Here is a 13060-nt window from a genome sequence, read left to right on the forward strand (position 1 = left end):
TACCAGCATATGACATCGACTTGTATTGCCTGGCGGTTCCCGGGACAATTGCGCGCAATCTTTATGTAGTAAGGTACTCAGATGAGTGTTACGCCGGAAATTTCTGATCATATTTATAGTGGTGGAATGCCTGAAGAACAGGCGCGTATCAGTGAAGTACTAAGTGTTCCTGTGAATGAACCGCAGCTACTGATTTGGCGATATGCTGAGCCAGCCATAATTATGGGACGTTCACAGCGTCCGGATGATTCAATGTTGCAACGGGGAAGAGATAGGAGTATTCCTGTTCAGCAACGAGGTTCCGGTGGTGGTGCAGTTCTCGCTGGTCCCTGGATGTTGAGTGTTACTTTGTTTCTACCAACTGATCATCCGGCTGCTGAGCTGGGTATTATTGATATCTTTAAGTGGTTTGAAGCTGCCTGGCTTGAAGTCTTACTGGATAATGGAGTGACTTGTCGGTCAGTTGACGAGGCAATGATTAATACATCTAAAGTAAGGGCCAAGCAGGAAGGTGTTGAGTGGGCCTGTTATGCGGGCTTATCACACGGTGAATTAGTGTCACTGCAAGGGCGAAAGCTATTAGGTTTGGCGCAGATTCGTAAACGCAATGGCGTCGCGTTAGTCAGCGGCTTGCACTTGTCGCCATGCAATTGGTCGTTACTGGCTGAGGTTGTCGTAAATCAGCCTGAACTTGGTGAGAACCTGCAACGACTTAACAGTGATTGTTTTACGTTAAGTGACAAGAGTGCAGATGCGTTACTCTTACCGCTGGTGTCTGATTTACGGGATAGAATGACCGTAGCGTGCGGTGAGCTGTTAACTATATAGAGGGGATGCTGCCTGTTATTTATGTAGCAGCATTGCCATATCTAATAATTGTTTGTTCACGGGTTTGGTTTTTTCCATCACATCCCGTAACGGCACGGTACATATCTGACTTTCACAGATTCCCACCATTATATCGCTGTAGCCAGCTTTGAGATATTCAACAGCCGATGTCGCCAGGCATGAAGCTAGTACTCTGTCACGGCCTGTAGGTTGTCCGCCACGCTGAATATGTCCGAGAATACATACGCCAGGGGATTCTCCTTGTTCTTCAAGTCGTTGAGCAAGACGGTAAGTTAAACCTGGTCGCGGACCTTCAGCGACAACGATAATTCCGCTACTGCCTTTACCTTCCTGACGATTGTTTGCCAGAGAAAAACATAGCGCTTCCAGCTTAAATTCAGTTTCAGGTACGACAATCATTTCTGCACCGCAGGCGATACCCACCTGAGTTGCGATGTGGCCTGAGTTTCTCCCCATTACTTCGACGAGAAATAAACGCTCGTGTGAAACCGCAGTATCACGAATTTTATCGATGCCTTCCAGGGCGGTATTAACTGCCGTATCAAAACCTATAGTGTCATCAGTACCAAACATATCATTGTCGATTGTGCCTGGCAGGCCTATAACCGGAATCCCACTTTCCTGCGTTAGAAGATGAGCGCCAGAAAGCGAGCCATCACCGCCGATAACAATTAAACCATCAATGCCGTTTTTTTTAAGAATTTCAGCTGCCTGATTCCGTACAACCGGATCTCGGAAAGCATCACACCGGTCACTTTTAAGTAAAGTTCCGCCTCGCTGAATAATGTTTGTGACATCACTGGCTGCTAATTCAACCATGTCACCAATAATCAGGCCACTATAGCCGCGGTTAACGCCATAAACTTTAATGCCCTGGTTGATGGCTGCACGGACGACACCGCGGATAGCGGGATTCATGCCCGGGGAATCACCACCGCTGGTAAGCACTGCAATTGCTCTGAGTGAGCGGGTCTGTTCGAGTTGTGGTAGTTGATACATAAATGAATCCTTCCTCAGCGATTCCTTAAATATGAGTGACTTAACTAAATTAGACAAGCACTTTACCTGGGATATCTGACGCTTTTATTAAGAAAGCCCGGATTACGCTTATACTTATCCAAGTGCTGAACCGAGGCTTGTTAAATGAGTAATACGTCAGAAATAGCATTACAGATTTTGAATGCTTTTATTGAGTACCGGCAAATATTTCAGAGCATCGCTCGTGAAGCAAAAGACTGCTTTGAACAGAGTCAGTGGCGACAGTTACAGGATATTTCTTCACGCCGCATAGATCTTTATGCGTTAAAAGTCAGGGAGGTTGCGAACCAGATTTCAGTACAAGCGGTATCAGGCTGGCGATGGTCTGAAGTAAAAAAAGAATATGCCGCGCTGGTGGCTGTTCGTGCAGATACTGAATTAGCCGAAACATTCTTTAACTCTGTTTATAGTCGTATTGAAGGGGATCATCCCAGTGCCCAGGCGCAGTTATTCATTCCCCGTGAGCGTATAAAGCATTCGGGCAGTAGAGGCGTTTATCGACAGTATTTACTAAGCAGCGGCATCTATAACATGTTGCGAAGTATGTTAGATGACTGTGGCTTTAATATTGGTTGGGAGAATCGGCGGCGTGATATCTGCAACTTAATGCGCTATATGCGGGAGCAATGGGTAGAGGGGGCCGAAAAAGGCAGTCAACTTGCTTCCGATAACACGGTAGATGTTATTCATAGTCTGTTCTTCAGGAATAAAGCTGCTTATCTGGTTGGCAGGCTAAATAGAGAAGGTAAGCAATCTCCTTTCGTGATTGCTTTGTTACTGAATGAGGAAGGTAAGTTGTATGTTGATACTGCAGTCAGTCATCCGGATCAGGTTTCAGTTATCTTCAGTTTTACCCGGGCATATTTTTTAGTAGATGCAGAGGCGCCTGTTCAGTTTATTGAATTTTTGCATCAGTTGATTCCTCTGAAGTCCCGGGCTGAGCTTTATAATTCGATCGGATTTTATAAACAGGGTAAAGCTGAGTTTTATCGGGACTTCATGAAGCACCTCTCTGAATCGGATGATGTCTTCTGCCCCGCAGAAGGGATTAAAGGCATGGTGATGACGGTATTTACACTGCCTTCATATCCCGTCGTATTCAAGATAATCAAAGACCGCTTTTCCTCTTCTAAGCAAGTCTCGCGCGCAGTAGTCAAAGATCGCTATGCGCTTGTGAAGCATCATGACAGAGCTGGACGCCTGGCAGATACTCAGGAGTTTGTGAATTTACAATTGCCTTTGGCTCGGTTTGATCCTGAGTTGCTAACTGAGCTGGAAGCTATTGCTGGATCATCTGTTGAATCAACTGATGATCAGTTACTTATTAAGCATGTATGGGTGGAACGCAGGATGACGCCGCTCAATATGTATTTGCAGGAAGCATTACAGCAAGAGAATGAAGAACAACTGTTTCATGGCATTAATGAGTTTGGCAAATGTATCAAGGAGCTTGCCGCCGCGAATATCTTTGCCGGGGATATGCTGTTTAAGAATTTCGGCGTTACCCGGCACGGCAGAATAGTGTTTTATGATTATGATGAAATCATGTATCTGACAGCATGTAACTTCAGGCATATTCCGGAAGCCATGTACCCTGAGCAAGAGCTTGCAGATGAGCCTTGGTATTCGGTAGGGCCTGCTGATGTATTTCCAGAAGAGTTTAATCTCTTAACTGCATGTGACCGTAAGATAAGGAAACTGTTTAATGAATTACACAGTGAGTTATTAACAGTTGAATGGTGGCAAAAGGTTCAGAAGCAGGTAGAGGAGGGAGATATAGTGGATTTATATCCTTATCGCCGTCATCAGCGTTTTGAGCGTTAGTTTCTGATGTGGTTTTGTAAAGAAGGAGAGTGTTTAGGCCTTTGTTACAGTCAGATAACACTAATTTTTAAATTCTGTGAAAAGGCTGTTGACTCTTTTCAGCTGGTCCCTATAATACGCCCCCACATTGAGACGCAAGACAGCGGCAACGCAGACAAGCAGACACAATGAGAAACAAAGTAACTCACTGATAAACAGCTTGTTTTGAAGTTCGAGTGAAATGCTTCGACCGGAACGAAAGTTTGTTTTTCCGGTTTTGAAACATTCTGCGGAATGATTCAAAATCTTCTGAAAATAAGCGTTGACTTCCACCGGGTGTTGAGTAGAATACGCACCTCGCTTGAGACGACAGCAGCCACGGTCAACACCGACTGCTGAGACGGATTAAGCAACGCTCTTTAACAATTTGATCAGATAATTCGTGTGGGCGCTTGTTGAGATGAAGCACAAAAGCTTTATCAAAGATAAGCAACCTAGTGAATTCATTTATGAGATTTACAAAGTTAGTTTAACTTTGAGCTAGATTTAAGACACTGTTTACAGTGTCGAAATTAAACTGAAGAGTTTGATCATGGCTCAGATTGAACGCTGGCGGCAGGCTTAACACATGCAAGTCGAGCGGTAACAGGGGTAGCTTGCTACCCGCTGACGAGCGGCGGACGGGTGAGTAACGCGTACGAATCTGCCTAGTAGTGGGGGATAGCCCAGAGAAATTTGGATTAATACCGCATACGCCCTACGGGGGAAAGCAGGGGACCTTCGGGCCTTGCGCTATTAGATGAGCGTGCGTCGGATTAGCTAGTTGGTGGGGTAATGGCCTACCAAGGCGACGATCCGTAGCTGGTCTGAGAGGATGATCAGCCACACTGGGACTGAGACACGGCCCAGACTCCTACGGGAGGCAGCAGTGGGGAATATTGCACAATGGGCGCAAGCCTGATGCAGCCATGCCGCGTGTGTGAAGAAGGCCTTAGGGTTGTAAAGCACTTTCAGCAGTGAGGAAAGGTTAGTAGTTAATAACTGCTAGCTGTGACGTTAACTGCAGAAGAAGGACCGGCTAACTCCGTGCCAGCAGCCGCGGTAATACGGAGGGTCCGAGCGTTAATCGGAATTACTGGGCGTAAAGCGCGCGTAGGTGGTTATTTAAGTCAGATGTGAAAGCCCTGGGCTCAACCTAGGAACTGCACCTGATACTGGATAACTAGAGTACAGAAGAGGGTAGTGGAATTTCCTGTGTAGCGGTGAAATGCGTAGATATAGGAAGGAACACCAGTGGCGAAGGCGACTACCTGGTCTGATACTGACACTGAGGTGCGAAAGCGTGGGGAGCAAACAGGATTAGATACCCTGGTAGTCCACGCCGTAAACGATGTCTACTAGCCGTTGGGACACTTGATGTCTTAGTGGCGCAGCTAACGCACTAAGTAGACCGCCTGGGGAGTACGGCCGCAAGGTTAAAACTCAAATGAATTGACGGGGGCCCGCACAAGCGGTGGAGCATGTGGTTTAATTCGACGCAACGCGAAGAACCTTACCTACTCTTGAAATCCTGCGAAGTCGGAAGAGATTCTGATGTGCCTTCGGGAACGCAGTGACAGGTGCTGCATGGCTGTCGTCAGCTCGTGTTGTGAAATGTTGGGTTAAGTCCCGTAACGAGCGCAACCCTTGTCCTTATTTGCCAGCACTTCGGGTGGGAACTCTAAGGAGACTGCCGGTGACAAACCGGAGGAAGGTGGGGACGACGTCAAGTCATCATGGCCCTTACGAGTAGGGCTACACACGTGCTACAATGGCCGGTACAGAGGGCTGCAATCCTGCGAGGGGGAGCTAATCTCACAAAACCGGTCGTAGTCCGGATTGGAGTCTGCAACTCGACTCCATGAAGTCGGAATCGCTAGTAATCGTGAATCAGAATGTCACGGTGAATACGTTCCCGGGCCTTGTACACACCGCCCGTCACACCATGGGAGTGGATTGCACCAGAAGTAGCTAGCTTAACCTTCGGGAGGGCGGTTACCACGGTGTGGTTCATGACTGGGGTGAAGTCGTAACAAGGTAGCCCTAGGGGAACCTGGGGCTGGATCACCTCCTTAAACGATAGCGGATTCTCAGCAAGCGTTCACACGAATTATCTGATCAGAATGTAAAGAGAGCGAATTGGTATTTATACCAAGACATAGGCTTGTAGCTCAGCTGGTTAGAGCGCACCCCTGATAAGGGTGAGGTCGGTGGTTCAAGTCCACTCAGGCCTACCAACCTTTCCTTTCTCTTCGTTGAAGCAATACCTCACATGGCAGACTATGTGTCGGATTACTTCGCCTTGATAAAGAAAAGCTTGGCAGTGATGTAATGATCGCATTATCGCTCAAGTTTATGAAAGTTTTAAAAAATATTCACGATGTTGTGACTATCTTTTAAAGCTTTTTGCTTTAAACGCTCTTTAACAATTTAAATCCTGTAAAAAACGAGAATTAAGAAGTAAAAAATGTACAAGCGCTAATCCGGCGTAAATGTATCGTTACTTCAGCGTTATTTACTTTGTATAAAGTAGATGGCTATGAAGTTTTATCAGTCACTTTGAATCAGACCCTTTTGGGTTATATGGTCAAGTGACTAAGCGTGCACGGTGGATGCCTTGGCAGTCAGAGGCGATGAAGGACGTGGTAACCTGCGATAAGGTTTGGGGAGTCGGTAAACAGGCTTTGATCCAAACATTTCCGAATGGGGAAACCCACCCAGTGTAAGCTGGGTATCTCTTGAGTGAATACATAGCTCTTGAGAGGCGAACTCGGGGAACTGAAACATCTAAGTACCCGAAGGAAAAGAAATCAACCGAGATTCCCCTAGTAGCGGCGAGCGAACGGGGACCAGCCCTTAAGCTGTGTTGTAGTTAGTAGAACGCTCTGGAAAGTGCGGCCGTAGTGGGTGATAGCCCCGTATACGAAAACTTATACACAGTGAAATCGAGTAGGACGGGACACGTGATATCCTGTCTGAACATGGGGGGACCATCCTCCAAGGCTAAATACTCCTGACTGACCGATAGTGAACCAGTACCGTGAGGGAAAGGCGAAAAGAACCCCTGTGAGGGGAGTGAAATAGAACCTGAAACCGTGTACGTACAAGCAGTGGGAGCGGACTTGTTCCGTGACTGCGTACCTTTTGTATAATGGGTCAGCGACTTAATTTCAGTAGCAAGGTTAACCGTTTAGGGGAGCCGTAGGGAAACCGAGTCTTAATAGGGCGTGTAGTTGCTGGGATTAGACCCGAAACCGAGCGATCTATCCATGGGCAGGTTGAAGGTTGAGTAACATCAACTGGAGGACCGAACCGACTGTCGTTGAAAAGCCAGCGGATGACTTGTGGATCGGAGTGAAAGGCTAATCAAGCTCGGAGATAGCTGGTTCTCCTCGAAAGCTATTTAGGTAGCGCCTCATATCTCACCTACGGGGGTAGAGCACTGTTTCGGCTAGGGGGTCATCCCGACTTACCAACCCGATGCAAACTCCGAATACCGTAGAGTGCAATTATGGGAGACACACTGCGGGTGCTAACGTCCGTTGTGGAAAGGGAAACAACCCAGACCGTCAGCTAAGGTCCCAAAGTTATGGTTAAGTGGGAAACGATGTGGGAAGGCTCAGACAGCTAGGAGGTTGGCTTAGAAGCAGCCACCCTTTAAAGAAAGCGTAATAGCTCACTAGTCGAGTCGGCCTGCGCGGAAGATATAACGGGGCTCAAACCATACACCGAAGCTACGGACGCAACTTGTTTGCGTGGTAGAGGAGCGTTCTGTAAGCCGTTGAAGGGAAAGCTGTAAGGCATCCTGGAGGTATCAGAAGTGCGAATGCTGACATGAGTAACGATAAGGGGGGTGAAAAACCTCCCCGCCGGAAGACCAAGGGTTCCTATCCAATGCTAATCAGGGTAGGGTGAGTCGACCCCTAAGGCGAGGCCGAAAGGCGTAGTCGATGGGAAACAGGTTAATATTCCTGTACTTCTTGTTATTGCGATGGAGTGACGGAGAAGGCTAGGCCATCACGGCGTTGGTTGTCCGTGTTTAAGGCTGTAGGCTGGGGAATTAGGAAAATCCGGTTCCCTAAGGCTGAGAGTCGATGACGAGTCCTCTTTTGGACGAAGTGGTTGATGCCATGCTTCCAGGAAAAACTTCTAAGCTTCAGATAACAAGAAATCGTACCCCAAACCGACACAGGTGGTCAGGTAGAGAATACCAAGGCGCTTGAGAGAACTCGGGTGAAGGAACTAGGCAAAATGGTACCGTAACTTCGGGAGAAGGTACGCCCCTGACGGTGATGAGACTTGCTCTCTAAGCTGTTGGGGGTCGAAGATACTAGGTGGCTGCGACTGTTTATTAAAAACACAGCACTCTGCAAACACGAAAGTGGACGTATAGGGTGTGACGCCTGCCCGGTGCTTGAAGGTTAATTGATGGGGTTAGCTTCGGCGAAGCTCTTGATCGAAGCCCAAGTAAACGGCGGCCGTAACTATAACGGTCCTAAGGTAGCGAAATTCCTTGTCGGGTAAGTTCCGACCTGCACGAATGGCGTAACGATGGCCACACTGTCTCCACCCGAGACTCAGTGAAATTGAAATTGCGGTTAAGATGCCGTATATCCGCGGCTAGACGGAAAGACCCCGTGAACCTTTACTATAGCTTCGCAGTGGACTTTGATATTACTTGTGTAGGATAGCTGGGAGGCTTTGAAACTTGGACGCTAGTTCGAGTGGAGCCAATCTTGAAATACCAGCCTGGTACTATTGAGGTTCTAACGCAGGTCCCTTATCGGGATCGCGGACATTGTGTGGTGGGTAGTTTGACTGGGGCGGTCTCCTCCTAAAGAGTAACGGAGGAGTACGAAGGTGCGCTCAGCATGGTCGGAAATCATGCATCGAGTATAAAGGCATAAGCGCGCTTGACTGCGAGACTGACACGTCGAGCAGGTACGAAAGTAGGTCTTAGTGATCCGGTGGTTCTGTATGGAAGGGCCATCGCTCAACGGATAAAAGGTACTCCGGGGATAACAGGCTGATACCGCCCAAGAGTTCACATCGACGGCGGTGTTTGGCACCTCGATGTCGGCTCATCACATCCTGGGGCTGAAGCCGGTCCCAAGGGTATGGCTGTTCGCCATTTAAAGTGGTACGCGAGCTGGGTTTAGAACGTCGTGAGACAGTTCGGTCCCTATCTGCCGTGGACGTTTGAGATTTGAGAAGAGTTGCTCCTAGTACGAGAGGACCGGAGTGAACGAACCTCTGGTGTTCGGGTTGTCATGCCAATGGCATTGCCCGGTAGCTATGTTCGGACAGGATAACCGCTGAAAGCATCTAAGCGGGAAGCCCCCTTCAAGATGAGATCTCACTGGGACCTTGAGTCCCCTGAAGAGCCGTTCAAGACCAGGACGTTGATAGGCTGGGTGTGTAAGCGTTGTGAGGCGTTGAGCTAACCAGTACTAATTGCTCGTGAGGCTTGACCATATAACGCCAAAAGCGTTTGGTTGTGTGATTACACAACACGGATCAAGTGATTGATGAAGATACATTGCTGCAAAGCATGTTGGATTAGAGTTTGTACATCATCTTAAGACTCGGATTAGCCTGAAGAAGGCATACAGGATTTTTATTGTTACAGTTTTTTGCTTGGCGACCATAGCGAGATGGAACCACCCGATCCCTTACCGAACTCGGAAGTGAAACGTCTTAGCGCCGATGGTAGTGTGGGGATTCCCCATGTGAGAGTAGGTCATCGCCAAGCACCTATTTAAGAAACCCTGCTACGTTGTAGCAGGGTTTTTTCGTGTGATTTCACGAACATAATAATAAGAAAACCCCTGATCGTAATCCGGTCAGGGGTTTTCTTATTCTTGATACATGCCTTACCAAAAGTCAGGCTGTAAAGGCGGCTTAGTATTTACCAGCTAAGCTTAAGTAATCGTTTATTTTGAGAATCTGGTTGTCGTAATGATGGCACATTCTAATTACCACATGCCTTATATGGCTGGTGTTATGCCGCCGTTTTTCTTTGCCTGCCGGCAGGAAGGGATGTGGTACGGCCTTAACAGTACCGCTGATGAAACGGTCAATTCTGGTGAATTACTGGCGTGGTTGCGCGGGTTTGATGAGCGTATTGAGCTTGAAACTTATCAGAATAAACGTGGTGAGCAGATGTATTCTGCTTGCATATGTTTTCCGAACATCCCACTGAAACGTATGACTACTTCACGTCTTAAGCCTTATGTTACTAAGCATCGACGTTCGAAAAATGGTGGTTATTTTATTACAGAAACCAAGTTATACCTGCCGTTAGTCTCTTCAGTGATTATGGCAAACATGCTTCAGGATCTTAAGGTAGGTCTGAATATGTTGGATGAGGTTGAAACTGTAATGGCGCATGTGAAACTAATGGAGTCTCGCAGAACTGCCTGTGCTGTTGAAGTAGAAGGAAAGCTGGGTTCTAAGTTATCTGCCGATCAGATGGGGCGCTATACAGCAGGGTATTTACAGTATGATGCTGAAGTAAGCCGCTCAGATAAAGAAGCTAAGACGTTATTAAATAATGCGGTGCGTAAAATCAGTCAGGTTTATTCTGATTGGGAAGAGTTCTGTCAGATCTAAAAAAGCCCGCGATTAAGCGGGCTTTTTATTGTGCTGAGTATTAATCCATATACATGGATTCTATCTTATGAATTGACAGGTCAGCGCCGTTGAATTCTTGTTCTTCGTCAAGGCGAAGTCCGCAAAGAGCTTTAATAGTACCATACACAATTAAGCCACCTACAACAGCGACGGCAATGCCTGCCAGGGTGCCAATGACTTGTGACATAAGACTTACGCCACCTAACCCTCCTAACGCGGTGCTGCCAAAAATACCAGCTGCAATGCCTCCCCAGGCACCACATAAACCATGTAGTGGCCACACACCCAGGACATCATCAATCTTCCAGCGATTCTGGGCGGTAGTGAACATCCAGACAAATAATGCACCTGCAACTACGCCGACAAATAGTGCACCAATAGGATGCATAATGTCAGAACCGGCACAGATTGCTACCAGCCCTGCCAGAGGACCATTGTGAATAAAGCCAGGGTCGTTTTTACCAAAGATCAGTGATGCAATAATGCCACCAACCATTGCCATCAGGCTGTTAACAGCGACTAACCCGGAAATCCCATCCAGTGTCTGAGCAGACATAACATTAAAGCCAAACCAGCCAATACACAGAATCCAGGCACCCAGGGCCAGGAATGGAATGTTGGATGGCGGGAAAGCCATCAGACGTCCTGATTTATAGCGGCCTTTTCGCACGCCAAGCAGTAATACCGCGATTAATCCCAGCCATCCACCAACACCGTGAACAACAACTGATCCGGCGAAGTCGTGGAACTGAGCGCCAAAACTGCTCTCAAGCCACGCTTGAAAACCATAGTTACCATTCCAGATCATGCCTTCAAAAAGTGGGTATACGATACCAACTAACAATGAAGATGCGATCAGGAAAGGCCAGAAACGTGCGCGCTCTGCGATACCTCCAGAAACAATTGCAGGAATCGCTGCAGCAAACGTCATTAAGAAAAAGAACTTAACCAGCTCATAGCCATTCCCGGCGGCAAGGGTTTCGGCATCTCTGAAGAAAGTGACATCATAGGCGATCCAGTAACCGACGAAGAAATATGCCACTGCAGAAAAGCCGAAGTCAGTCATGATTTTAACTAAGGCATTTACCTGATTTTTCTGCCGGACAGTACCGACTTCCAAAAAGGCAAAGCCTGCATGCATGGCAAATACCATGATTGCACCCATGAGAATAAACAGAGTATTTGAACCCTGCATTAAGGTTTCTACTGCACTGTTAATGCTTTCCACAGCGGTCTCCGAAGCGTTCTGTGCACTAATTGGAGTCAGATTGAAATTGATCCGCACCAATAAAGAGCGTTGATTATTTGTTATGTTGCAAAACAGAGCCCTATGCACTGTTTTTGCGATTTATGCTTCTTTTATTGCAGGAGCTGTGCCAGTTTCGGGCCAGATAATTTTTAAGTGGAATAAAAAAAACCGGGAGAGTTCCCGGTTTGATGATTTATTGAAAGCGTATCTGAAGTTTGATGTTACTTTAGGTTATGCAGATAATCCTGACATTCCTGCCAACTGCCCCGGTAAACAATCCGATCCGCTTTATTGCCGAGCTGGTAGGTATACATAGGGTCGTAATACCACTCTAAAAGTGGGCTCAGCCAGTTCAGGTGTTGGCTAAATCCCTCACCTGTTTGTTGGGCTGATATAGCCTGTTCCATCATTTTGCGAAGCTCACGCCAGCGTTCACTTCCGAGTCGCTTGCGAATTTTATCCAGGCCACTCAATAAGTATTCTGCGCACAGGTGTGAGCCTTCTTGTGCACCATAGTGTTCTATATGGGAGTGATGCATATCGATTACATATTCCTGAAGAAGATTTTGTAAACGGGTTTCGAGGTCTTCTTCAACGACAACAATTGGTGCTTTTTGCATTTTCAGGTGGAGTGAATGGGGGATATCTACACTGCCGATGATACGTCCTTCATCTTCAAGTACCAGTTCACTGATATTGGCATTACGTAGTTTTAATAACGCGATTGCAAGTTGGTTTTCAAAATTAATTTGTGAACTTTGTGGGGTGACATAGCGACCGAAACTTGAGCCTCTGTGGTTGGCCGCACCTTCCAGATCTACGGCGTTTTTCAGACTATTAATCAGAGGCGTTTTTCGACAGCCGGTGTTGCCGCCAACAATATAGAAAGGGAGCTGTTCGCTGGTTGCTTCTATTTCATTGAGGAGGAAGTTTCGTAAGGCTTTATATCCACCGGTGACTAATGGGTAATCTGCCCCGGCTTCTTTTAGCCATTGCTGAGTTGTTCGGGAGCGGAGGCCGCCACGAAAGCAATATAAGTAACCTTCAGGATTTTCTGCAACAAAGGCTTTCCAGGCAGCCATACGTTGTTCTTTAATCTCACCGCTAACCAGTTTGTGGCCCAGAACAATCGCGGCATCCTGGCCCTGTTGCTTGTAACAGGTACCTACTTTTTCCCGTTCTTCATTACTCATTAATGGCAGGCTAACAGCCGATGGAAATGCGCCTTGCTTGAATTCTACCGGCGCTCGCAGATCAATCATTGGAGTGTCGTTGAGAAACAGTTGCCGGTAATTTTGAGAGTCTTCGCGCATTTGGCTGCCTGTATGCTGGCTATGATTTTCGGGCGGATATTATATGCCATCTTATTCTGAATACCTAAGAAACATGGGCTTCGGCAGAGACTGGAGTTGCTTTCCGGTTGTTGCTTGGCTATTTTCCTCTGCGATA

General features: G+C 47.2%; 6 protein-coding genes, 1 tRNA gene and 3 rRNA genes. 7 read left to right on the forward strand and 3 right to left on the reverse strand.

Annotated features, from left to right (window positions below; translation table 11 throughout):
* Positions 1-81: 81 nt before the first annotated feature.
* Entirely contained in the window at positions 82-828 is a 747-nt protein-coding gene (locus OCU49_RS06510; protein WP_261844174.1) for a lipoyl protein ligase domain-containing protein, read from the forward strand.
* Between the two features lie 15 nt (positions 829-843).
* Here OCU49_RS06510 and pfkA read toward each other — a convergent pair whose 3' ends face one another.
* A complete protein-coding gene (gene pfkA / locus OCU49_RS06515; RefSeq protein ID WP_261844175.1) occupies positions 844-1848 on the reverse strand; it encodes a 6-phosphofructokinase in 1005 nt (334 codons plus the stop codon).
* Positions 1849-1992: 144 nt separating this feature from the next.
* Here pfkA and aceK point away from each other — a divergent pair, with 144 nt between their 5' ends.
* From aceK to OCU49_RS06545, 6 genes are all read left to right on the forward strand, one after another.
* Positions 1993-3711 carry a bifunctional isocitrate dehydrogenase kinase/phosphatase gene (gene aceK / locus OCU49_RS06520; RefSeq protein ID WP_261844176.1) on the forward strand — a complete coding sequence of 573 codons (1719 nt, stop codon included), beginning with the start codon at positions 1993-1995 and terminating at the stop codon, positions 3709-3711.
* Positions 3712-4264: 553 nt separating this feature from the next.
* Positions 4265-5804, forward strand: a 16S ribosomal RNA gene (locus tag OCU49_RS06525).
* An 85-nt stretch (positions 5805-5889) separates the two neighbouring features.
* Positions 5890-5966: transfer RNA gene (locus OCU49_RS06530), tRNA-Ile, on the forward strand.
* 348 nt (positions 5967-6314) lie between these two features.
* Positions 6315-9204: ribosomal RNA gene (locus tag OCU49_RS06535) — 23S ribosomal RNA — on the forward strand.
* 161 nt (positions 9205-9365) lie between these two features.
* Positions 9366-9481: ribosomal RNA gene (gene rrf / locus OCU49_RS06540) — 5S ribosomal RNA — on the forward strand.
* Together the 16S, 23S and 5S rRNA genes with 1 tRNA gene alongside form the textbook arrangement of a ribosomal RNA operon.
* Positions 9482-9687: 206 nt before the next feature.
* Positions 9688-10341: a hypothetical protein gene (locus OCU49_RS06545; protein WP_261844177.1), complete on the forward strand. Its 654-nt coding sequence runs from the start codon at positions 9688-9690 to the stop codon at positions 10339-10341.
* A 40-nt stretch (positions 10342-10381) separates the two neighbouring features.
* On the opposite strand, the gene OCU49_RS06550 is transcribed toward OCU49_RS06545, so the two are convergent.
* Together OCU49_RS06550 and mnmH are read right to left on the reverse strand one after the other, a co-directional pair.
* Positions 10382-11590, reverse strand: a complete 1209-nt coding sequence (locus tag OCU49_RS06550; protein WP_261844178.1) for an ammonium transporter — start codon at positions 11588-11590, stop codon at positions 10382-10384.
* Positions 11591-11832: 242 nt separating this feature from the next.
* Positions 11833-12924, reverse strand: a complete 1092-nt coding sequence (mnmH, locus tag OCU49_RS06555) for a tRNA 2-selenouridine(34) synthase MnmH (protein WP_261844179.1) — start codon at positions 12922-12924, stop codon at positions 11833-11835.
* Positions 12925-13060: the final 136 nt, after the last annotated feature.

The sequence above is a fragment of the Aliamphritea ceti genome, assembly GCF_024347215.1.
Lineage (GTDB): Bacteria > Pseudomonadota > Gammaproteobacteria > Pseudomonadales > Balneatricaceae > Amphritea > Amphritea ceti.

Bases quoted from the DNA above. Each gene is read 5' to 3' on its own strand.
- aceK (WP_261844176.1), top strand. From the start codon at position 1,993: ATGAGTAATACGTCAGAAATAGCATTACAGATTTTGAATGCTTTTATT.
- OCU49_RS06510 (WP_261844174.1), top strand. From the start codon at position 82: ATGAGTGTTACGCCGGAAATTTCTGATCATATTTATAGTGGTGGAATG.
- pfkA (WP_261844175.1), bottom strand. From the start codon at position 1,848: ATGTATCAACTACCACAACTCGAACAGACCCGCTCACTCAGAGCAATT.
- mnmH (WP_261844179.1), bottom strand. From the start codon at position 12,924: ATGCGCGAAGACTCTCAAAATTACCGGCAACTGTTTCTCAACGACACT.
- OCU49_RS06545 (WP_261844177.1), top strand. From the start codon at position 9,688: ATGATGGCACATTCTAATTACCACATGCCTTATATGGCTGGTGTTATG.